This window comes from Flexivirga sp. G2, from assembly GCF_055397625.1.
Genome location: NZ_AP039675.1, coordinates 940,614 through 962,529 on the forward strand (window position 1 = coordinate 940,614; position 21,916 = coordinate 962,529).

Annotated in this window: 17 protein-coding genes; 9 read left to right on the forward strand and 8 right to left on the reverse strand. The window is 67.7% G+C overall.

What is annotated here, in order from left to right; genetic code table 11:
• Positions 1 to 3 precede the first annotated feature (3 nt).
• Positions 4 to 2,130, forward strand: coding sequence for an acyltransferase family protein (locus tag ACZ50J_RS04750; RefSeq protein WP_464300121.1), 2,127 nt, complete (start codon positions 4 to 6; stop codon positions 2,128 to 2,130).
• Positions 2,131 to 2,197: 67 nt separating this feature from the next.
• Here the strand turns inward: ACZ50J_RS04750 and ACZ50J_RS04755 are convergent, their stop codons facing one another.
• Positions 2,198 to 4,951, reverse strand: a complete 2,754-nt coding sequence (locus ACZ50J_RS04755; protein WP_464300122.1) for a UPF0182 family protein — start codon at positions 4,949 to 4,951, stop codon at positions 2,198 to 2,200.
• Between the two features lie 351 nt (positions 4,952 to 5,302).
• Here ACZ50J_RS04755 and ACZ50J_RS04760 point away from each other — a divergent pair, with 351 nt between their 5' ends.
• Together ACZ50J_RS04760 and ACZ50J_RS04765 are read left to right on the forward strand one after the other, a co-directional pair.
• On the forward strand, positions 5,303 to 6,211 hold the full coding sequence (locus ACZ50J_RS04760; protein WP_464300123.1) for an ABC transporter permease: 909 nt from the start codon (positions 5,303 to 5,305) through the stop codon (positions 6,209 to 6,211).
• On the forward strand, positions 6,204 to 7,073 hold the full coding sequence (locus ACZ50J_RS04765; protein WP_464300124.1) for an ABC transporter ATP-binding protein: 870 nt from the start codon (positions 6,204 to 6,206) through the stop codon (positions 7,071 to 7,073). The genes ACZ50J_RS04760 and ACZ50J_RS04765 overlap by 8 nt, the downstream gene beginning before the upstream one ends.
• Positions 7,074 to 7,094: 21 nt before the next feature.
• On the opposite strand, the gene ACZ50J_RS04770 is transcribed toward ACZ50J_RS04765, so the two are convergent.
• Positions 7,095 to 9,737, reverse strand: coding sequence for a CDP-glycerol glycerophosphotransferase family protein (locus ACZ50J_RS04770; protein ID WP_464300125.1), 2,643 nt, complete (start codon positions 9,735 to 9,737; stop codon positions 7,095 to 7,097).
• Between the two features lie 82 nt (positions 9,738 to 9,819).
• Positions 9,820 to 10,338, reverse strand: a complete 519-nt coding sequence (locus tag ACZ50J_RS04775; protein ID WP_464300126.1) for a hypothetical protein — start codon at positions 10,336 to 10,338, stop codon at positions 9,820 to 9,822.
• Between the two features lie 91 nt (positions 10,339 to 10,429).
• On the opposite strand from ACZ50J_RS04775, the gene ACZ50J_RS04780 reads away from it, so the two are divergent.
• A complete protein-coding gene (locus ACZ50J_RS04780) occupies positions 10,430 to 11,278 on the forward strand; it encodes a PHP domain-containing protein (RefSeq protein ID WP_464300127.1) in 849 nt (282 codons plus the stop codon).
• Positions 11,279 to 11,504: 226 nt separating this feature from the next.
• Here ACZ50J_RS04780 and ACZ50J_RS04785 read toward each other — a convergent pair whose 3' ends face one another.
• Together ACZ50J_RS04785 and ACZ50J_RS04790 are read right to left on the reverse strand one after the other, a co-directional pair.
• Entirely contained in the window at positions 11,505 to 12,503 is a 999-nt protein-coding gene (locus ACZ50J_RS04785; RefSeq protein ID WP_464300128.1) for a LuxR C-terminal-related transcriptional regulator, read from the reverse strand.
• 9 nt (positions 12,504 to 12,512) lie between these two features.
• Complete coding sequence (locus tag ACZ50J_RS04790; protein ID WP_464300129.1) at positions 12,513 to 13,994, reverse strand: DEAD/DEAH box helicase; 1,482 nt, start codon at positions 13,992 to 13,994, stop codon at positions 12,513 to 12,515.
• 279 nt (positions 13,995 to 14,273) lie between these two features.
• Here ACZ50J_RS04790 and ACZ50J_RS04795 point away from each other — a divergent pair, with 279 nt between their 5' ends.
• The gene (locus tag ACZ50J_RS04795; protein WP_464300130.1) at positions 14,274 to 14,984 is read left to right on the forward strand and encodes a ferritin-like fold-containing protein; all 711 of its coding nucleotides are present in this window, start codon (positions 14,274 to 14,276) and stop codon (positions 14,982 to 14,984) included.
• A 79-nt stretch (positions 14,985 to 15,063) separates the two neighbouring features.
• Here ACZ50J_RS04795 and ACZ50J_RS04800 read toward each other — a convergent pair whose 3' ends face one another.
• On the reverse strand, positions 15,064 to 15,336 hold the full coding sequence (locus tag ACZ50J_RS04800) for a GlsB/YeaQ/YmgE family stress response membrane protein (RefSeq protein ID WP_464300131.1): 273 nt from the start codon (positions 15,334 to 15,336) through the stop codon (positions 15,064 to 15,066).
• 327 nt (positions 15,337 to 15,663) lie between these two features.
• On the opposite strand from ACZ50J_RS04800, the gene ACZ50J_RS04805 reads away from it, so the two are divergent.
• Both ACZ50J_RS04805 and ACZ50J_RS04810 read left to right on the forward strand, forming a co-directional pair.
• Positions 15,664 to 16,491: an ABC transporter ATP-binding protein gene (locus ACZ50J_RS04805; RefSeq protein ID WP_464300132.1), complete on the forward strand. Its 828-nt coding sequence runs from the start codon at positions 15,664 to 15,666 to the stop codon at positions 16,489 to 16,491.
• A gap of 5 nt (positions 16,492 to 16,496) precedes the next feature.
• Positions 16,497 to 19,070 (forward strand): ABC transporter permease, encoded by a 2,574-nt coding sequence (locus ACZ50J_RS04810; RefSeq protein WP_464300133.1) that lies wholly within the window; start codon positions 16,497 to 16,499, stop codon positions 19,068 to 19,070.
• 257 nt (positions 19,071 to 19,327) lie between these two features.
• Here the strand turns inward: ACZ50J_RS04810 and ACZ50J_RS04815 are convergent, their stop codons facing one another.
• Complete coding sequence (locus ACZ50J_RS04815; RefSeq protein WP_464300134.1) at positions 19,328 to 19,549, reverse strand: DUF3107 domain-containing protein; 222 nt, start codon at positions 19,547 to 19,549, stop codon at positions 19,328 to 19,330.
• 163 nt (positions 19,550 to 19,712) lie between these two features.
• Positions 19,713 to 20,342 carry a TetR/AcrR family transcriptional regulator gene (locus ACZ50J_RS04820; RefSeq protein ID WP_464300135.1) on the reverse strand — a complete coding sequence of 210 codons (630 nt, stop codon included), beginning with the start codon at positions 20,340 to 20,342 and terminating at the stop codon, positions 19,713 to 19,715.
• 75 nt (positions 20,343 to 20,417) lie between these two features.
• Between ACZ50J_RS04820 and moeB the strand changes: the two genes are divergently transcribed.
• On the forward strand, positions 20,418 to 21,587 hold the full coding sequence (gene moeB / locus ACZ50J_RS04825) for a molybdopterin-synthase adenylyltransferase MoeB (RefSeq protein ID WP_464300136.1): 1,170 nt from the start codon (positions 20,418 to 20,420) through the stop codon (positions 21,585 to 21,587).
• Between the two features lie 13 nt (positions 21,588 to 21,600).
• A complete protein-coding gene (locus ACZ50J_RS04830; RefSeq protein ID WP_464300137.1) occupies positions 21,601 to 21,909 on the forward strand; it encodes an MGMT family protein in 309 nt (102 codons plus the stop codon).
• Positions 21,910 to 21,916: the final 7 nt, after the last annotated feature.

A 21,916-nucleotide genomic window follows, 5' to 3' on the forward strand; every position in this document is an offset into this window, starting at 1 on the left:
TTCGTGAGCGCTGCGACGCACACCGACAATCGCCGCACCCCTGCCGGCAACCCGACGATAGGAAGCGGCACCGGCTTCCGCGCCGACATCCAGGGACTGCGAACCATCGCGGTACTGCTGGTGGTGATCTACCACCTCTGGCCGAATCGGCTGACCGGCGGGTTCGCCGGTGTCGACGTCTTCTTCGTCATCTCCGGGTTCCTGATGACTGCGGTCCTGCTCAAGGCGCCGCCCACGTCCGCCCGTGGTTTCGCCGACTTCTGGGCTCGCCGCATCCGCCGACTGGTCCCGGCGGCGCTGGCGGTCCTGCTCGCGACCGGAGTGGCGACCTGGTGGGTCGCGCCGTCGACGATGTGGACCACCACCGCCCGCCAGATCCTGGCCAGCACGTTCTACGTCCAGAACTGGGTGCTCGCCGGCAACAGCGTCAACTACCTCGCCGAGGACGACGCCCCGAGTCCGCTGCAGCACTATTGGTCGCTGTCGGTGGAGGAGCAGTTCTACGTCGTGTGGCCGTTCCTCATGGCGCTTGCCGTGTGGTGGGCCTACCGCCGGGTCACCGCGGAGACACCGCGCAGCCTCCGGGTGAGCGCGCGCCTGCTGGTCGTGATCGGTGCGGTCTTCGTCGCCTCACTTGTCGTGTCGATCTCGTACACGTCGACCAATCCAGCAGCCGCCTACTTCGTGACGCCGACCCGGATGTGGGAGCTCGCCCTGGGCGGCATGGTCGCCGCCCTGCCGCTCGCGAGCGTCCGGGGCATGACCGGACGGGCCCGGTCACTGTTCGCCTGGCTGGGCATCATCGCCATACTCATCACCGGGTTCCGGTATGTCGGGAGCATGCCGTTCCCCGGGTACAGCGCGCTCTTGCCGACGGTGGGCACTGCGCTCGTGCTGTTCGCGCATCCGCCGAAGTCCTCGGTCCTGGGTCGGGTCCTCGGCGTGCGCCCGGTGCAGTACCTCGGTGACATCTCCTACTCGCTCTACCTGGTCCACTGGCCGCTCATCGCACTGCTCCCGTACGTCAGCGGTCACCTCGGGCTGCTGGACCGGTGCGGCATCCTCGTGGTGTCGGTCGTCCTGGCCGGCCTGTGCAAGAAGTACGTCGAGGACGTCTTCCGGCAGCGCCGTACGCCGCGCGTGCTGCTCAACACCTATCGTTACGGCGTTGCCGCGATGGCGGTGCTGGCGCTCGCCGCCTCCGGTTGGTGGTGGGCGAGCAATGAGCACATCCGTGCCGAACAGCGGGCGGCCGAGGCCGCGGTGGCCGACGCCGGACCGTGCTTCGGAGCGGCCTCGATGGCCAAGGGTTTCCAGGCGTGCCCGCAGGACAACTCGGCGACGCCCGTGCCGTCGCCGGATGCCGCCAAGCAGGACAAGGAAGTCGCGTATGCCGACGGGTGCTGGGCCTATCGGCCCTTCACCAAACGGCCGACGTGTCACTACGGCTCGGGGTCGACGAAGGTTGCGCTCGTGGGCAACTCGCATGCGGGCCACTGGCAGCCGGCACTGATGGCGTTGGCCAAGAAGAACAACTGGTCGATCACGACCTACCTGATCTCGCAGTGCGCGCCCAGCGACACCCGGCAACAGTTCGACACCAAGGAGGTGTCCGACCGATGCCACGACTACGGCAAGTGGGTCCTGGGCCAGACCGCACACGGACAGTACGACCTGATCATCACCTCGAACCGTGAATCGGTGCTGCCCGAGGGGGAGACCGACTGGAACAAGGGCGAGAAGGTCGACCAGGCGGGGTTCCACAGTTACCTGCAGAAGTGGTCGGCCGGCGGCACACCCATCGTGGTGATCCACGACCTGCCCTACCCGGGCAACACGATGCAGAACGTGCCGGACTGCCTCGCGGAGCACTCGGGCCAGAACGACAAATGCTCCGGCACACCGACCTCGTGGAAGTGGCACTACCCCTACACGGCCGCTGCTGCCGGAGTGAAGGGCGTGCACACCATCGACCTGACCAACTTCTTCTGTACGGCGACGACCTGCCCGGCCGTCATCGGTGGCGTCACCGTCTACTTCGACGCCTCGCACATGACGGCGACCTACGCTCGGACACTGGCGCCATACCTGGAGCAGAAGCTGGACGCGCTCGGGCTCGGCGCCTCCTGACGGACGCGGCCCCTGACGAACGAACGCCCCACCGCAAGCGGTGGGGCGTTCGTCGGAGCGGTGCGGGTCAGCTGGTCGAGCTGGACGACTGGATCGCGGCCTTCACCGCCTGGCCCAGGGTGTCCTCGAACGACGGAGTTCCGTTGCCGTACAACGCGATCACGTGCCGCAGGATCGGGAACGACTGACTGCCCGTCGATTGGGTGTAGACCGGCTCGACATACAGCAGGCGACCGGCGACCGGGATCGCCTCCAGGTCACCCAGGACGACCTTCGACTGACCCCCTCGCTGCAGGGTCAGTGCCTCGGTGATCCGGGTGTCGGACTCGATGTCGTTCTGCACCTGTGACGGTGATTCCCCGGCACCTTCGGACGGGAAGTCGAGCACGGTGAACTTCCCGTAATCGGGACCGGGCGCGGCATCGACCGACATGAACGCCGACAGGTCGCGTCCGTTGTAGGTGACCATCGGACTGGACAGCGCGTAGCGCGGACCGCCGAACCCGTCGGCGGACATCGAGACGTACTCCGACGGCTGCGACGGCGTGGAGCTCGTCGAGGCGCTGCCGTTCGCGTTGATCGTGTTGGTCGCAGCGACCGTCGGATCGTTCGGCACCGTCCAGAAGTCGTTGCCGCTGTAGAAGTCGGCCGGCTGCGCCACGTGGTAGTTGGCGAGCAACTGCCGCTGCACGTTGAACAGGTCTGTGGGATAACGCATTTCGGACAACAACGCCGACGGGATGCTCGACTGGCTCTTCACCAGGCCGGGGAACGCCGACTCCCACGTCTTCAGCAGCGGGTCCGGCTGCTGCTTCTGGTTCCACTCGTACAGCGTCACCTTGCCGGTGTAGGCGTCGACGACGGCCTTCACCGAGTTGTGCATGTAGTTGACGCCTCGACTCGGCTGGGAGACCGACGAACCGTTCTGCGTCAGCGAGGTGCTGGTCGCGTTGTGCAGGTTCACCATCTGCGAGTCGGGGTACTTGTTGGAGGTGGTGTAGCCGTCGACGATCCACTTGATCTGCCCGTTGACGACGGCGGGGTAGACGTCACCGTCGAGGGTCAGCCAGGGCGCGACCTGCGCGACCCGGGCCCGCGGGTTGCGGTACTCGAGCAGTTGCGAGGCGGAGTTCATCTCCGAGCTGAACAGCACGTTCGGGCTGTGCAACTGCACCGCGAAGAGGAGGCGACGCAGCGTCGAGCCGACGGGTATGCCGCCGTTGCCGGTGTATGTCGTGTGCGCCGACTGCGCCGAACCCTTCGCGCCCGGGTGGTCGAACTCGAGGTTCTGATGGCTACCGGACGGCTGTCCCACGATCGAGTAGGAGCCGGACGGGAACGACTGACCGAAGTAGATCTGCGGCCGGTTGACCGGGATCTGCTGCTCCGGGGGTATGCCGCCGTCCAGGAAGGCCGGACTCTCCGTGGCCGTGTCCATGCGCGACGTCGGTGCCGCCACGATGCCGTAGCCGTGGGTGTAGACGAGGTGACTGTTGACCCAGTTGCTGGACGGGACGCCCGACAGGTTCAGCTCGCGCACCGCGAGGGCGACATCGTTCTTCGCGGTCGTGGTGCCCGGCAACTGGTAGTTGCCGATGTCCAGGGTCGACTTGAACTGGTAGTACGGCTGGATCTGCTGCTTGACCGTGAACGTCGGGGACAGCTTGTTGGGGTCGATCACCGGGATCTGCGCGGTCTGACCGGCCAGCTTGGTCAGCGCCTGACTGCTGGACTTCGCCTCCTGGTGGTAGGCCACCGTCTTCACGTTGCCGTCGAGACCGAACGCGGCCAGCGTCGCCTTCTGGTTGTTGGCGATCTCCGGCAGATCGACCTGCGCGGCGCTGGGCGCCTCCCGCAGGCGGTAGACCAGCTTCGGCCAGCCGACGCCGACCACGGCGGCAGCGACGACGAGCGCCAGCACGGAGGCGAGCAGCATGCGCACCCGGCCGACGACGAACGCGTTGACCAGCAGGGCCGCTGCGCACAGCGCACTGATGACCACCATCGTGTCCTTGCTGGGCAGCAGTGCGTGCACCGCCGTGTAACCGGCGCCGGTCACCGGGCCCTGGCCCGACGTCGTCACCGCGTAGCGGGTCAGCCAGTAGCCGACCGCCTTGAGCAGTGCGTAGGCGCCGATCAGCGCGGACAGCACGACGACCATGCCGCGGGTGACCTTCTGTCGGCCACCTCGCAGCCGCCAACCGCCGTACCAGTAGCCGGCGATCACGGCGATGTACAGGCCGTACCGGATGCTGCCCGACAGCAGCGTGACGACGGCGACGTGGAAGGGGTTGACCTCGATGAAGAACGAGATGTCCTTGTGGAACACTGGGTCGGTCTTGTGCCACGGCGTCGCGTGGGCCCACAGCAGGTAGGTCTGCCATTGGGCGGCGGCATGCTTGCCGGCCGACACCCCGGTGGCCACGGCGGTCGCCGCCACGATGAGCCAGCGGAACCGCGGCTCGTAGCGGCGGAACCCGGCGCGGAACACGTCGTCGCTCTCATTGACCGAGAGCCGGTTCCGGAAATGGCTCACGGCATACATCGTGCCGCCGCCGATGGCGGCACCGATCAGCCCGAAGACCGCGAACAACCCGACCTTCGCCCAGATCTCCGTGGAGTAGACCGACCCGTCGTGGACCGAGTCGAACCACATGTAGGTCGTCGCGATGTTCACCGCGACCTTGAACAGGACGTACGCCACGACCAGGACGGCGGCGGCGATGGCCAACCGGATCGTCCAGCGGAGAGCGGCCCGACCGGCGCGCGCGCGTCGGTCCGGTTCGGCCAGCCGTTTGGTCGGCAACTGCAGGAGACTCACCGCCGGCCACCTCGGCGGGAACTGTCGGCAGAGCGCTGTCGCATGTGGGCCTCCTGGGCGGGGCTGCTGGTTTCCTACAGGCCAGCCCGTGACGTATGGATGGTGGCCGGCCGTTCGGGCCGACCGTGGTCAGATCGGCGACAGGATAGGGACCGATTCCGAGTGCGACGTTCAGGAAACTGTCTGCGCGGTGTGACGTTGCTCATGTTGCGGAGTGCGGGTCACGCAGTGCCTCGCGCGCGAAGGGAAACGACGGCGGGTGAACCCTGACCTGCACCCGGTGTCTCGATCGGGTCGCGTCGGAGCGCGATGGCGCGGAGTTGTGCTGTTCATGTCGTATCGTTGCGCGTTGTGACGGAGTCGGGACAGGCATACAAGGCGCCGCCGGGGAACACCCAGGCGTCCCACGAGGATGCCCAAGCACTGGTCGCGCGCTACGGCCTGAAGCGCGCGGGAGCTCGGGCGTCCTTGTCCGAGTACACGCGCGAGCTGTGGCAGCGGCGGTACTTCATCGTGGAGTTCTCCCGGGCGACGAACGCGTCCGGCTACACCCGCAGTTTCCTGGGGCAGGCCTGGCAGGTGCTGACCCCGCTGCTGAACGCGGCCGTCTACTACTTGATCTTCGGACTGCTGATCGGCACCCGTCGTGGCGTGCCCAACTATCTCGGCTTCCTGGTCATCGGAATCTTCGTGTTCCAGTTCACCCAGAGTGCGATCACCAGTGGCGCTCGCGCGCTCCAGTCGAACCGCTCGCTGGCACGCACACTGCGCTTCCCGCGGGCGGTGTTCCCGGTGGCCTCCACCACGATCGCCTTGCAGCACCTGCTGGCCTCGCTGGTGGTCCTGGTGCCGATCGTGCTGTTCACGGGTGAGCCCATTCGGGTGCAATGGATCCTGGTGGTCCCGGCGGTGGTGCTGCAGACGATGTTCAGTGCGGGCTTGGCATTCGCGTTCGCGCGCATCGGCGCCAAGGTCCCGGACGTCTCGCAGATGCTGCCCTTCGCGCTGCGGGTGTGGTTGTACGCCTCCGGCATCATGTTCAACATCGACTCGTTCACCAAGTCGAAGCCGAACGTCGGGGCGATCCTGAACGCCAACCCGATGACCATCTACGTCGATCTCTACCGCGGTGCGTTCCTGGCTTCGGGTCAAGGCACGACACCCGGCCAATGGCTTACCGCACTAGCCTGGTCCGTCGGTGTTCTGCTCGTTGGATATGTCTTCTTCTGGAAGGCTGAGGAGTCGTACGGTCGTGAGTGAACGAGTCGAAGAGCGCAAGCCCACCGTCGTCGCCGACGACGTCCACCTGACCTACAAGATCGCCGGCCGCTACGCCAACCGCGGTGGCGCGATGGCTCTTGCCCGGACGGTGACCGGCGCGTCGCAGCCCGGCATGCGCGAGGTGAAGGCCGTGCGCGGCGTCAGCTTCACCGCCTGGGAGGGCGAGGCCATCGGGCTGATCGGTCCGAACGGATCCGGTAAGTCGACGTTGCTGCGCGGCGTCGCCGGGCTGCTCACCCCGTCGTCCGGCGCGGTCTACACCCGTGGGGAGCCGGCCCTGCTCGGTGTCAACGCCGCCCTCATCTCGACGATGAGCGGCGAGCGCAACATCATGCTGGGCTGCCTGGCGATGGGTATGACGCCGCAGGACGTCGAGGAGCGGTTTGACGACATCTGCGATTTCTCCGGCATCGGTGACTTCATCTCGCTGCCGATGAACGCCTACTCCAGCGGCATGGGCGCACGGTTGCGCTTCGCGATCGCGTCGAGCAAGTCGCACGACATCCTGCTGATCGACGAGGCGTTGGCGACCGGTGACGCGGAGTTCCGGCGACGCAGCGAGCGACGGATCCAGGAGCTGCGTAAGGACGCCGGCACGGTGTTCCTGGTCAGCCACAGCCTGGGCGTCGTGCGCGAGACGTGCGACCGGGTGATCTGGCTGGAGGAAGGGCAGATCGTGATGGACGGTGAGACCGAAGAGGTCTTGGACGCCTATCAGGAGAAGCACGACCCGAAGAAGGCGGCGGCATACCGCGCGCAGCGTCGCGCTGCCGAGGAGGCCGCTGCGAAGGAAGCAGCCGAGAAGGACTCCGGACCCAATTCGGTCCGGGCGGTCGGCTGACCACCCTGCAGTCTGCGCCGCTCAGCGCAGCAGCTTGCGCTCGATCAGGTCGGTGATCCGCTGCGCCGCATGGCCGTCCGTCAGCGGCAGGGTGCGCCGGATCCGTTCCTCGAAGTGCTCCGGCCAGTCGGCATCGGTCCCGGTGAAGGCGCGCACCGTGTGGGCGACCGCGTCGTCCACCGTCGTCGCCACGGGCCCGAACCCGTGCTCCGTGTAGTCCCAGTAGCCGGGCATGTAGGTGTGGGCTCCGCCCAGGAACTCGTCCTGGTCGAACTGGAAGAAGACGATGCGTGACTCGGCCAGCGCCGCGTCGAAGAAGATGGACGAGTAGTCGGTGACGGTGACCCGGGATCGACTCATCAGCTCGTGCACGTTGGGGGCGGACTCGATGACCCGCACGTGATCCGGGTAGACGACCTCGTCGGCGTTGCCCCGCAGGTTCGGGTGTGGCAGGTAGACGATCTCGGCATGCTGCTCGGCCGCCAGCCGCGCGAACGCCGGGTGGGACAGGAACTCCATCCAGTTCCGCCCGAACTCGGTCTCCAGGAACGGTGCTCGCAACTTGCGCTGCGCGCCGAACGACTCTTTGGGAAGGAACAGGTTGTTCCGCCAGGTCGGCGCGATGAGGATCATCGAGCGCTCCGCGAACGGGTGCGCGGCGGCCTCCTTGACGACCACGTCGTGCCTCGGGAAGCCGGTCAGCGTGACCGAATCCGAGGTCAACTTGTAGGCACAGCCGTCGACGATCGACGCGTGCTCGTCGACGCTCGCGGTCGTGAGGAGGTCGATGTCCTTGTTGTTGAACCAATGCGCCAGGTTGTGCTGCAGCACCCCGTGCTGCAGGTAGACGAATCGCCATGGACGCCGCGAGTGCGGGTAGAAGTTCGGCGGGACCGGGCGTTCGATCTCCAGGTCGAGTTGTGAGGACGCGACGACGGAAGCACACTGCAGCGCGACAAGGTGCTCGAGGCTGCGGTAGGCGATCAGTCGGAAACCCTTGCGCTTCAAGCGATCCCAGTCTGCGGTGCCCCGCTTGATGACGAACCAGGCGTTGATGTCGGGCCGCTCACCGGCGAGGTAGTCGTAGAGGTACTCGCCGTTGTCGTTGGCCGCGCGCAGCTTGTCCATGACCAGCCACGCGCCGGAGTACTTCGTGAGGTAGTGCGGTGTCTGGGCGAGGTTGCGGATGAACTGGCGGAATCGGGTGCCGCGCAGTGCGTTCGCCTTCCGGGTGATGCCCGACTTGCCGACCGGTGCCTTGGTGAAGCAGACCACCTCCGCCGCGCCGCGGATCGCCACCTGCTTCCAGACGGGCGTGGCCTTCCGCTCGCTCGCCTTTGCCGAGTCGGCATCCTTGGCCCTGGCCTCGCCGGAGCCGAAGTAGTAGTTGCCGTAGGTCAGGATCTGCGGCTCGTCGTTCAGGCTCAACGTGATCGACGGCAGGTTGGGCAGGCGCAGGATGCGCTCGTGCAGCTCGTCCTGTCCGAAGTAGTCCAGGCAGCGGGTCTTGGTCGTGAGCGGCTCGATCTCCTTGCCGTGCGATGCAATCCGCTCGACGGGGTGGTCGGCGCCCTGGAAGAGGTAGGCCATCTCGAACGACCCCGGAACGTTCTTGGCCAACCGCACCGCGCCCCCGGCCGGCAGCGGCTTGTCGCCGAGCGTCAGCATCAGGGCTCGCACCTCCGGTGCGATGTTGGTGATCCGGTAGTTGACGATCGTGGGCCACTCCAGCGCCCGGCAGACCGTCTTGAGCAGTTCGATGACGCGCTTCCGCTCTTCGTCACTGAGGTGGGTCGCCTTGCGTTCGACATTGAGCTCGCGCGGGAACAGCCAGCTCAGGTCGTACAGAATGATGTTCTGCAGCCACTCCGGGACCGGCTCCGACGGCGAGAAGCGTTGGAGCAGCGGGATGTAGCCGCGCTCGAAGCGGCCGAAGTAGAAGTCCGGATTGGTGCGGTAGGAGTCGGCGGCCGAGTCCGCTGCCGCCCGGCGGCGGTAGTAGTACTTCGCCTCCTTCAGCGGGACGATGCGGGTCGTCGGGGCGGCGAGCAGGTAGGTCGACGCGAACAGTGCGTCCTCGGCGACCCGCAGGCCCTCGATGAAGCGCACCGAGTGCTCCCGGATGACGTCCGTCCGGAAGAACGCCGACGCGCTCTGCGTCTGGATGTATGTCGGTCGGGTGGCCAGATCCACCGTGTTGTGGTTGCTGCGGCCACCGACGAACTTGTGTCGCAGCGGATGCTCGTCGGTCTTGCGGCCGGTCGACTCGGTGAAGCGGTGGACGTTGGCGCTGAGCAGCACGACGTCCTCGTCGGACTTCTCGGCGAGCGCCAGGGCAGCGCAGTGGAAGTACTCGTCGCTGAGGAAGTCGTCCGAGTCGGGGAACGTGATCCAGTCCCCGGTTGCCGCGTCCATGCCGCGGTTGCGCGCCGCCGAGACGCCGGCGTTCTCCTGGTGGATGACCTGGCCGGTGGCGCCGGCCGTGGTGAGCCACCGCTGCGCGATGGCGGCGGAGTCGTCGTCGGAGCCGTCATCGACGAAGACGAACTCCACGGCGTAGTCGCCGGGACGTTGGTTCTCGAAGGAGGCGAGGAGGTCCGGGAGGTAACGCGCCGTGCGATACAACGGAACGACCACACTGAAGCGGGGCTGTACGGGTGCCAACGGCACGACATCCTCTCAACGGCTCAGGAAACGTCGACTGATCGTACTGTGAACATTCGGTGGTGCTGCGCGCAGCGTGCGGTCAGGCGCGACCGGCGGCCCGCAACGCGGCGCAACGCTCGAAGAAGGTCGTGCTCGGCGGCTGCCACAACAGCCAGGCGGCAGCGGCGCCGACCAACAGGGTCGGAACCTCGGCGATGGTGGCCGCAGTGGTGCCACGCGTCGCCATACCGATGGTGAGCAGCAGGTTCATCACCACCAGCACCGTCGCGACGATCCGTGCCCAGCCGAGTCCGCGGCTGTTGGCGATCGCCATGACGAGCCAGACGACGGCGGCCACGATCGACATGACCAGGAAGCCGTCGTAGGTCAGGTCGGCCGCCTGCTTCAGGTCGTGCGCCGACAGCCGGTCACCGGGGGAGCGTGAGGCGTTCGTGTGTTTCAGGGCGCGGGTGATCGCACCCCGCGAGAGCGCATTGACCAGCACCCCGATCAACGCGAGGACCAGCCCGGCATACATCAGTCGGATGGCGGTGACGACCGCCTTCGGACGCAGCGCGGCGAGACGCGGCGGGGTGGGCGCGGGCCGGTCAGCTGGCATGGGGTCCAGCTTGTCAGCCGGGGCCCGCTGACGTGGCGTAGACGCGGATACGCGCGAGCGCCGATCTTGCTCGGACGGTTACAGTCGGCGCGTGCGAATTGACCTGCATACCCATTCCACTCAGAGCGACGGCACCGAGACTCCCGCGGAGGTCATGCGGTCGGCGGCGAGGGCCGGGCTCGACGTCGTCGCCCTGACCGACCACGACACGACCCGCGGCTGGGGGCAGGCGGCCCGTGCCATCGCCGAGACCGGCGTCACGCTGGTGCCCGGGATCGAGATCTCCTGCGCGTATGACGGCATCAGCATCCACCTGCTCGGCTATTTCATCGACCCGTTGGACGCGGCTCTGCTGTCCGAGCTGGAGCGGGCCCGTTCGTCCCGGCGCACCCGTGCACAGCGGATGGTCGAGAAGCTCGCGCCGGACACCGGGCTGAGTTGGGAGCAGGTGCAGGAGCAGTTCGGGGCGGACACCACGATCGGCCGGCCGCACATCGCCGATGCGCTGATCGCGACCGGTGTCGTCGCGTCTCGGGAGGAGGCGTTCGCGTCATACCTGGCCTCGGGGTCGAAGTACCACGTGTCGCACTACGCGCCGCATCCGGCGGTGGCGACCCGCCTGGTGCGCGCGGCCGGGGGAGTGCCGGTGATGGCGCATCCGTTCGCGGCAGCCCGTGGCCGCACGGTCGGCGTCGACGTCATCGAGGGTATGGCGGAGGCCGGCCTCGCCGGCCTGGAGATCCACCACCGGGACCACACCGACGAAGCGATCGGCCAGGGTCTGAAGCTCGCCGACCGGCTCGGGCTGCTCGTCACTGGGTCCAGCGACTACCACGGCACCGGCAAGGAGAATCAGCTCGGGGAGAACACCACCTCCCCGGAGGTGCTGGAGCAGCTCGCCGCGCAAGCGACCTCGGGCACCGGACCGCTGCGCCCCTGAGGAGGGTTCCGGCATCTGGTGGCGGCAACGGGTTGCGGCACCAGGTGGCGGCAACAGGGTCCGGACGCAAAAGATCGCCGGCACATCCCCGTATGTGCCGGCGACCTCTCCCCTGGACTGTCGTCCGCTCCCCCCAGCCTGCGAACGATCTGAGTCAATGATGTCGGTTTCCGCCCGGGCGAGCCATGCGACTCGGGATGAACTTTGCGCCGAAGGGGACTAGGCCCTAGTAGTAGGTACTACGCCTCGAGGGGGTGCCGAGCACCAGTTCGATGCCGGCCCGCTGGGCCACGCCGAGCTTGCGCAGCACGTTGCCGACGTGCGTCTTCACGGTCGTCTCGGAGATGTGCAGCTGTCGCGCGAGGTCGGCGTTGCTGACGCCGTCCCGCGCGATCAGCTCGGCGATCTCCCGCTCGCGGCTGGTCAGCTCGGCCGCCGGATCCGGAGAATCGTCCTGGTCCCGCGAGTCGGCGAACTCACCGAACAGGTCACCGATCTCCACCTGGGTGGACTCCGACATCTGCTGCAGTGCCTGTGCGGCCTCGGCGACCGCACCACCGAGCGGGGATGCCAGCTGGGCGAGGTCCCGGATCTGCCGGTGCAGCCGGTTGACCCGGGCACTGACGGCGTCGATCAGGTCCGTCTCGTCCCGAACGCCGCTGGTGTCCAGCTCGGGATAGATGGTGTAGAGGTCGAGCTCGTCCTGGGCGGCGGTGTCCCGGGCGAAGGAATGCATCAGCGCACGGCCGAGCCACTCCAGGGCACGAACCGCCTCGTCGTCATACACGTGCGGGTGCAGGCTCTGCGCGCTCATCAGACCGGCGACCTCGCCGGTGACGGCGTCGATCAGCGGGACCGCCATCGCGTCCAGCGACACCTCGGTCGTGTCCCCGAACGGCATGGCGTTGGTGAGCCGGCGCCCGCCGTCCTCGCGGTAGACGTAGGGCCGCTTGCTGCTGCGGACCCAGTTGGAGACGCCGTGCTTGCTGTACCGCCCGATGTTCGGGCGCAGGAACTGGTCGTGGTCGTAAATGTACGGGATGAAGACGGTGTCCTCTTCCCGGAAGAACCCGATGTAGAAACTATCGACCCGGGTCAGCGCCGAGATGGTCGTCCGGCATACGGCATAACGCGCCGCGTGGGCGTCGCGTTCGGACGCGCGCAGCCACCGATCGGCCGCCCGCAGGCGGTCGATGTATGGCGGACTGAACCGCGCGGTGGCCACCGGCCCGGCTCAGCCCTGCTCGGCGGATGCGCGACCGGCGGAGCCACCGCGATGGGTGCGACGGCGACGACGCGGCGAGGTGGTGGTGCGGCTGCTCTCGCCCTCGCCGTCCCGGTTGGCCGGCTTGCGTGAGCGGTTGCCACCGCGTCCGCCGTCCCGACCGCCATCGCGGCCACCGTGGCGCTTACCGGTCTCGCCGAGGTCTTCGAGACGCTCGGCACGCAAGCCGGCGCGGGTGCGCTGGGCGCGCGGCAGCTCGCCGGTCGCCGAGGTCGGGATGTTCAGGTCGGAGAACAGGTGCTCGGAGGAGGAGTAGGTCTCCGGCGGCTCCGGGATGCCCAGGTCGAGGGCCTTGTTGATCAGGCCCCAGCGGCCCAGGTCGTCCCAGTCGACGAAGGTGACCGCGGTGCCGGTGTTGCCCGCGCGGCCGGTCCGGCCGATGCGGTGGACGTAGGTCTTCTCGTCCTCCGGGCACTGGTAGTTGACGACGTGGGTGACGTTCTCGACGTCGATGCCGCGGGCGGCGACGTCGGTGGCGACCAAGGTGTCGACCTTGCCGGTGCGGAACGCGCGCAGCGCCTGCTCGCGCGCGCCCTGGCCGAGGTCGCCGTGCAGTGCGGCGGCCGCGAAGCCACGCGTGGTCAGCTCGTCGCTGACCTTCGCAGCGGTGCGCTTGGTGCGGGTGAAGACGACGGTCAGGCCGCGGCCCTCGGACTGCAGGATGCGTGCCAGCATCTCCACCTTGTCCATGGCGTGGGCGCGGTAGACGAACTGCTCGGTCGCCGCGACGGTCTGTCGGTCGTCGCCGTCCTCGCTCATCGCGCGGATGTGCGTCGGCTGAGTCATGTAACGGCGGGCCAGCGACACGACGGCGCCGGGCATGGTGGCGGAGAACAGCATCGTCTGGCGCGACGCGGGCGTCATCGCGAGCAGCTTCTCGACGTCGGGCAGGAAGCCCAGGTCGAGCATCTCGTCGGCCTCGTCGAGCACCACGCTGCGCACGTAGCCGAGGTCCAGGTGGCCCTGGTTGGCCAGGTCGATGAGGCGGCCGGGGGTGCCGACGACGACCTCGACGCCCTTCTTGAGTTGCTCGATCTGCGGTTCGAAGGCGCGGCCGCCGTAGATGGTGGCGACGCGGATGCCGCGCCGCTTGGCCGCGGTCTGCAGGTCGCCCGCGACCTGCACCGCGAGCTCACGGGTCGGTGCGACGGCGAGCGCCTGCGGCTTGCCGGGGGCCGGCAGTTCGGAGAACCCGTCGTCGCCCGGGGCGACGGTCTGCTGCAGCATCGGGACGGCGAAGCCGAGCGTCTTGCCGGTGCCGGTCTTGGCCTGGCCGATGATGTCGTGGCCGGACATGGCGACCGGCAGGGTCATCGCCTGGATCGGGAACGGTGTGGTGATGCCGGCCTCGGAGAGGGCCGAGACGATGTCGGCGTGGACCCCGAAATCGGCGAAGGTCTGCTGTGCGGTGGTGGTGGTTTCGTCGGTCATGACGGGTGATGAAAATCTTCCTGTGATCGGCTTGCGTCGCCTCCAGCGCCGGGGCGTCGACCCGTCGTGGGTCGTGTCCGGCGCGAGCATCGCATCGCGCGGTATGAGCGGAGCCGATCGGAATTTTTCGGGTCGCGGGGCAATCCCGCGGATGTCTTCGTGACCGACCGGGCACCTGGGTGAACCGGTTGTACTCGTGCGTGACGGGCACACACACGCGGCCCGTCGGTCCCAATTGTACCGTGCCGGCGCGGCATACCCGACCGCTACGATCTGGACATGACCGAAGAGACCCGTGACAGGCCCGCGCGAGTCAAGGAGGATCTCGCGGAACCGGCCTACCGGCGAGGAGTCGTCGCGCTCCTGGGAGTGCTGGCGTATGGCGAGCTCGTCGGCTTCCTCACCATCGCACAGGAGGCCGGATTCGCGCCGTCGTCGCGTGACAAGGCGACGCTGGCGAAGGTCGCAACGCAGGAGTTCGCGCACTACGAGCGGCTCGCCGCCCGCATCGAGGAACTCGACGCCGACCCGCACCGGGCGATGGCGCCGTTCATCCGGGCGGTCGACGACTGGCATCGCCGTGCGACGCCCACCGACTGGGTCGAGGCGCTGATGAAGGTCTACGCCGGCAACTCGATCGCGAACGACTTCTACCGCGAGGTCTCCGAACTCGTGGACCCGGACACCCGGCTGCTGATGCGTGAGGCGCTCGAGGACGCCGGTCAGGTGGAGTTCGCGGCCGGCGAGTTGCGCCGGGCGATCGCGGCGGACGACAAGGTGGCCGGTCGGTTGGCCCTGTGGGGCCGTCGACTGATCGGCGAGGCGCTGTCGCAGGCCCAACGGGTCGCCGCGGACAACGATGACCTCATGGGGCTGCTGGTCGACGACGGCTCGGGCTACGGGCTCGACCTCGGCGACTGGATGCACATGTTCACCCGATTGACCGATGCGCACACCGCACGGATGGAGGCGCTCGGTCTGTCGGCCTAGCGACACGCGAGCCCCCGGGAACACGAAAGTGCCCCGCGACCGGACCGGTCGCGGGGCACTTCTCGATGTGCTGACGGGATCAGCGGGCGACTTGCTTCCGCCCCGTCATGTTGCCGTAGATCACGATGATGATCGCGGCGAACACGACGCCCACGATGAACGGCACCCACGCGAATCCGCTCTTGTTGTGGTAGCCGATGAGCCCCACGACCAGGCTGGCGACCAGCGAGGCGACGATGCCGATACCGATTGTCATCAGGATGGACAGGTCCTGCTTGCCGGGCAGGATCAGCCGGGCGAGCGCTCCAATGATGAGACCACCGATGATGGCCCCGATGATTGCGCCGATCATGTGCTTCTCTCCTTCTGGTCGAAGGCCCTGTCGGGAGACGGACCCTGAATGCTGACTTTCCTACACCCTGGATCAACCCGCAACGGTTGGTGTGGGCGAGCCGTGTATCTGTTCGGTAAACGTCTGGGGTGCGGGCGCTTGTCAGCGGCGGGTGCGAGGCTGGATACGGCGACCTGACGGTCGGCGAAACCGGGTTGCGGGGCGATGCGGTGATCGGTCAGGGTCTACCCGGGGCCGATCAGGGTTGAACCGCATGGCGACGGATCGTGCTCGGGGGAATAGTTGTCGTCGAAAATGCAGCAGATTCATGATCTCGGGAGGAACCACATGTCCAACCCAGCAGCCGCCCCAGAGGTGGCGCTCGAGGCGCAGGCACCGCCGGCCGCCGCGGCATACAAGCTGGCCAAAACGTACGGCAAGGGCGAGACCGTCGTGCACGCGTTGCGCGAGGTCTCGGTCGAGTTCGCCGCGGGGGAGTTCACCGCGATCATGGGCCCGTCCGGCTCGGGCAAGTCGACACTGATGCACTGCCTCGCCGGTCTCGACACCGCGAGCTCGGGGAACGTGCAGGTCGGCCCGATCCCGCTGAACGGCCTGAGCGACAAGCAGATGACCAAGCTGCGCCGTGATCTCGTCGGGTTCGTCTTCCAGTCGTTCAATCTGGTGCCGACCCTGACCGCGCGCGAGAACATCACCCTCCCGCTGGACATCGCGGGCAAGAAGGTCGACAAGGACTGGATGGCCACGGTCGTCGATCGCCTCGGACTCACCGACCGGCTCGGGCACCGCCCGAGCGAGCTGTCCGGTGGTCAGGTGCAGCGCGTGGCGTGCGCCCGTGCGCTGGTCGCCCGGCCGCAGATCATCTTCGGCGACGAGCCGACCGGCAACCTGGACTCCCGGTCGTCCGCCGAGGTGCTGTCGATCCTGCGCACGTCGGTCGACGACTTCGGGCAGACCGTCGTCATCGTGACGCACGACCCGCGCGCTGCGTCATACGCCGACCGGGTGATCTTCCTGGCCGACGGTCAGATCGTGAACGACCGGCGCGGGCTGTCCACCGACGACATCTACGAATACATGAAGCACCTCGACGAGCACGCGCCCGCCCAGACGGCGGACCGGACCGACCCGTCGACGGCCGCGGATCAGGGCTGAGCGCCATGGCATCCACGATGCGCAAGGTCTCCTTGCGAAATCTCGCGGCGCACAAGTTGCGCCTCGCCCTGACCGTCCTGTCCGTCGTGCTCGGCACGTCGTTCATCGCCGGTGCCCTCATCTTCACCTCGACGATGAGCAACTCCTTCAACGGCATCTTCGACAAGGTCGCCATCGGCGTCGACACCCAGATCAGCCCGAAGACCACCGACACCAACGCGTATGGCGGGGTCGAGAGTCTCGGCGTGCCGGACTCCGTCATCCAGCAGATCCAGCAGGACAAGGGCTCCCTGGGCGTGGACAAGATCGTCCCGGGATACCAGTCGATGATGACCATCGCCGACTCGAAGGGAAAGGCGATCCAGACCGGTGGCGCACCCACCATGGGCGCCAACTGGGTCCCGAAGGACGAGGCACTCGACCCGGACGGTGCGACCATCCTGCCCGGCGGCCGGGCGCCGCACGGTCCGGACGAGGCGCTGCTCAACGAGAGCGCGGCCAAGCGCGCCCACCTGAAGGTCGGCTCCCGCACCAAGGTGGTCGTCTCGGCCGGTAACGCCAAGCCGTTCGACGTGACGATCGTCGGCCTGGTCGACATGGCCGGTGACACCTCGGGCTACACCGAGATGGACTTCGACGCGGCAACCGCCAAGAAGCTCTTCACCGACGGATCGCACGCCTCCAACGTCCAGCTCGGTGCGGTCAAGGGAGTGTCGGCCGACACCCTGAAGGCGCGCATCAACAAGGAGTTCCCCGGCTACAAGGTGCAGACCGGCGCTGAGGTCCGCAAGGAGAACAAGGACGCGATCAACTCGTTCCTGCAGATCTTCAACTACATCCTGCTGGCCTTCGCCGCCATCGGCCTGATCGTCGGAACGTTCATCATCTACAACACCTTCTCGATGATCGTCGCCCAGCGGGTCCGTGAGTTGGCGCTGCTGCGTGCGATCGGCGCCGGCCGCGGCCAGATCCTGCGGTCCGTGATGCTCGAAGCGGTCGTGGTCGGGTTCATCGGATCCGTCGTCGGCCTCGCGGTCGGCACCGGACTCGCCGCGGGGCTGCAGGCGTTGTTGTCCAGCACCGGCACCGGGCTGCCCAGTGGCTCGCTCGTCGTCGGCGCGGGACCGATCATCGCCTGCATCGTGGTCGGCGTCGTCGTCACCACGGTCAGCGCCCTCGCTCCCGCCCGTCGCGCGTCGCGTGTCGCGCCGGTCGAGGCGATGCGGGAGAGCCAGACCGACGGTGCCTCGTCGCTCCGCGTGCGCACGCTCATCGCTTCGGTGCTCGCGGTCCTGGCCGTCGTCGCCCTCGCGATCGGCGCCAGCGGCAAGGGTGGTGGCGCCGCCGGCATGGTCGGCCTCGGCGCCGTGCTGACCATCGTCGCGGTCGTGTGCGGTGCTCCCGCGCTGGCGCGTCCGGTGGTCGGTGCGCTCGGACTGGTGCTCGCCAAGCCGTTCGGGAAGCTCGGACAGCTGGCACGCACCAACGCCATACGCAACCCGCGCCGGACGGCGGCGACGGCGTTCGCGCTGACGCTCGGCCTGATGCTGGTGGCGATCATCGGCACGCTCGGTGCGTCGTTCAAGTCGACGATCGACCGGGCGGTCAACGATCAGGTCAAGGCGCCGATCATGGCCGTCGGCACCGGTGGCACCGGCGCGCTGCCGCCCGCTGTCAGCAAGGCGATCAAGAACGTCGACGGCGTCGACAGCGTGGTGTCGATCCACGGTGTGACCGCGAAGCTGAACGGCAAGAACGTCAGCGGCAACTCGCCGAGCGGTGACCTGACCCGGGCCGCGACGTTCAAGATGGTCAAGGGCACCGCGAAGCTGCCCCCGAACGGTCTCGTCGCGTCCGACAAGTCGGCCAAGAAGTACGGCTGGACGGTCGGGGAGAACGTCACCTTCCAGGGCCGTTTCGGCCAGAACGCCACCGTGCAGGTCGTCGGCATCTACAAGAGTTCGGCGTTGCTCGATCCCTGGCAACTGGGCAGCTCGGCATACGAGAAGCTGACGCCGGAGAGCATGCGCGCCGACTTCGTCGATCTGGTGCTGCTGAAGAACGGCGCGGACAGTTCCGCGGTGCAGCAGAAGATCGAGGATGCGACGGGCAGCTACCTGACGGTCAAGGTGCAGACCAAGGAGGAGTTCGCGAACTCCTCGGCGCAGCAGATCAATCAGATGCTCGTGGTGCTCTACGGCATGCTCGGCCTGGCGCTGGTGATCGCCGTCCTCGGCATCATCAACACGCTGGCGCTGTCGGTCGTCGAGCGCAAGCGCGAGATCGGGATGCTGCGAGCGGTCGGAATGCTGCGCAAGCAGGTGCGGCGCACGATCTACCTCGAGTCCGTGCTGATCTCGATCTTCGGCGCACTGCTCGGCATGGTGCTCGGTGTGGTCATCGGCTGGTGTCTCGTCCGGACCTTCCGGGAATGGCTGACCGGCATCGAACCGGTCGTCCCATGGGGGACGGTGCTGTTCACCCTGGTGGCCGCCGGCATCTGTGGCGTCCTGGCCGCGCTGTGGCCGGCCATCCGGGCCGCACGCACCAAACCGCTGGAGGCCATCGCGGACGTCTGATTCGCGGCTGCGGCAACGGCAACGGCAACGGGCCGGTCATCCCAGTGGGATGACCGGCCCGTTGTGGTGTGGCTAGAGGCTCATCCTCCGAACTTGATCATCGGCTTCCTCACACTCCGCTCCGGCCGGATGCCTCCTTCGTCGGCCTCCAACCTGCGCTGCGCGCTTCGCGTCGTGACGACGACCTGATCGGACTCAGCCGTCGGCGAACGTGTGAGCGACGGCTGAGGACCGGTCCGCAAGGAGTGCGACCAGAACTACCCTCCGAAACCGACGCGGGCGCGCTGCTCGCTGCCGATGTCGATGTAGCCCAGGGCATTTCCCGGGACGACGACGTGGTGGCCACGCTCATCGGCCAGGACCAGCGGGGTGCCCTTCTCGAGAGCGGTCTCCACCAGCTTCTGGACCTCGTCCGGCGACTGCTCGGACTCCAGGACGACCTCGCGTGCGACGTGCTGCACACCGATGCGGATCTCCACGTTCAAGCTCCTTCACGTTGGGATGGGTGGTCTGGCGCTCACTCTACGTCGGCGCCATACGGGTGCCGTCGGCCACCACGACCGACGCAGCGAACACCGACCGACGCACGTGCACGCGCGTCGGTCGGTGGGTAATGCGTGGGTCGGCGAAGGAAGCGCCGGGTCAGCTCTCGGGCTGCTCCGGGTGCAGCGGGAAACCGGCGAGGCCGCGCCATACAAGACTGGCGACGAGGTCCTCGGCCTGCTCGCGCGGCACGGTCTGCTGGTGCATCCAGGAACGGGCGACCGTCTGCGACATACCGACGGTGGCGACACCGAGCAGCAGCGACTTCTCCGGCGGCAGGTCGGTGTCCTCCTGGATGACCTTCGCGACGGCATCCGCGCACTCGGCGCTCATCTTCTCGACACGGCCGGCGACCTCGGGCTCACCCAGCAGGTCGGACTCGAAGACCAGGCGGAAGGCGGCGTCCTCGCGCTCGACGAAGGAGAAGAAGGTGCGCACGGCGGCAGCGACGCGCTCCTGATTGTCCTGAGTGGAGGCCATCGCGGCCCGAACCAACTCGGGCAATTCGGAGGTGTGCTGCTCGATCAGTGCCAGGTAGAGGTCCAGCTTGCCCGGAAAGTGCTGGTAGAGAACGGGTTTGCTGACGTGCGCGCGATCCGCGATCTCGTCCATCGCTGCAGCGTGGTATCCGGACTCGGCGAACACCGACTGCGCGGCCTCCAACAACTGGGCTCGTCGGGCCGAGCGTGGCAGTCGTCCTCCGCGGGCTCCCGCGTCCGCAACACTCACTCCAGGATCCTTTCTGACCAGCGCCGGCAAGGCTGTCCCGCTCGGCATACTAGAGCGAGACTAGGCTTTGGCGATGTGACTCGCCCACACAGGTTACGCGGCAGTACGCCCAGTGAGAGCAACCACGCCGAGCGATATTCGCGGCACACGTTGTTGCCGGAGATCGGCGTGGCCGGTCAGCGCAAGCTCGCGGCGGCCCGAGTTCTCGTGGTCGGTGCGGGCGGTCTGGCCGCTCCGGTGGTGGCCTATCTGGCCGGTGCGGGCATCGGGCGGTTGACCGTCATCGACGACGACGTCGTCGAACTCAGCAACCTGCACCGGCAGGTGATCCACCGCACCTCCGACGTGGGGGTTGCCAAGGTCGAGTCCGCCGTACGCGCGGCCACTGCACTCAATCCGGACATCGAGGTGATCGGTGTCGAGCAACGGTTGACCGCCGACAACGCACTTGCGCTCTTCGCGGATCACGACGTGATCGTCGACGCCACCGACAACTTTGCGACCCGCTACCTGATCAACGACGCATGCGTGCTGCTCGGGCTCCCGCTCGTCTGGTCGTCGATCAATCGGTTCGACGGTCAGGTCACGGTCTGGGGGTATGGCGAATCCCCTTGCTACCGCTGTATCTTCCCGACCGCACCACCGCCGGGTGCCGTGCCGTCCTGCGCCGAGGCAGGTGTGGTCGGGTCGCTGCCCGGAGTCATGGGGTCGATCCAGGCCACCGAGACGGTGAAGCTGGTGCTCGGCATCGGTGAGCCACTGGCCGGACGGATCCAGGTGCACAACGCGCTCGCCGGGACCTGGGCGACCGTGCCGGTTGCGCGCGACCCGCAGTGCGCGGTCTGCGGAGACCGGCCGACCATCACGGTACTGCGCGACGAGGACGTGTCGTGCGATGTTCCGGCCGAGCGGCCGGTCGCGACGATCGGTGCGCGCGAGCTGGCCGACCTCCTCGAAGCGGGGGAGACCCCGGTGCTGGTCGACGTGCGCACCGCGGCCGAACGCGACATCGTGACGCTGCCCGGTGGCGGCATGCACGTGGACGTGGAGGGGTTGCGCGACGGCAGCGCGATGGATGCTCTCGCCGACGTGGACGAGGACGCGATCTTCTACTGTCGCAGCGGTGTTCGCTCGGCGGAGGCGGTCCGGCTCGTAGCTGCCGCGACCGGGGTGCACGCGCGTTCGCTCGACGGCGGGGTCCTCGCGTGGATCGATCAGGTCGACCCCTCGCTGCCGCGGTACTGAAGGCCGCCCGGACATGACGATCCACGAACTGCCCGACCTGGCCGACGCGGTGCTCGAGGTCGTCGACGGCATCCCCGCGGGCAAGGTCCTCACGTATGGCGACATCGGCAAGATCGTCGGTGCCGGCCCGCGCCAGGTCGGTGCGGTGATGTCCGAGTACGGCGCGCTGGTCACGTGGTGGCGGGTGCTGCGCGCCGACGGCAGGCCTCCGCAGGGCCATGAGGACGAGGCTCTCGCTCACTATCGCGAGGAGGGCACGCCGCTCAAGGGCACCTTCCTGGACCGCGTCGACCTGCGCCGCGCCCGATTCGAGCTCGCCTGAGGTGTTC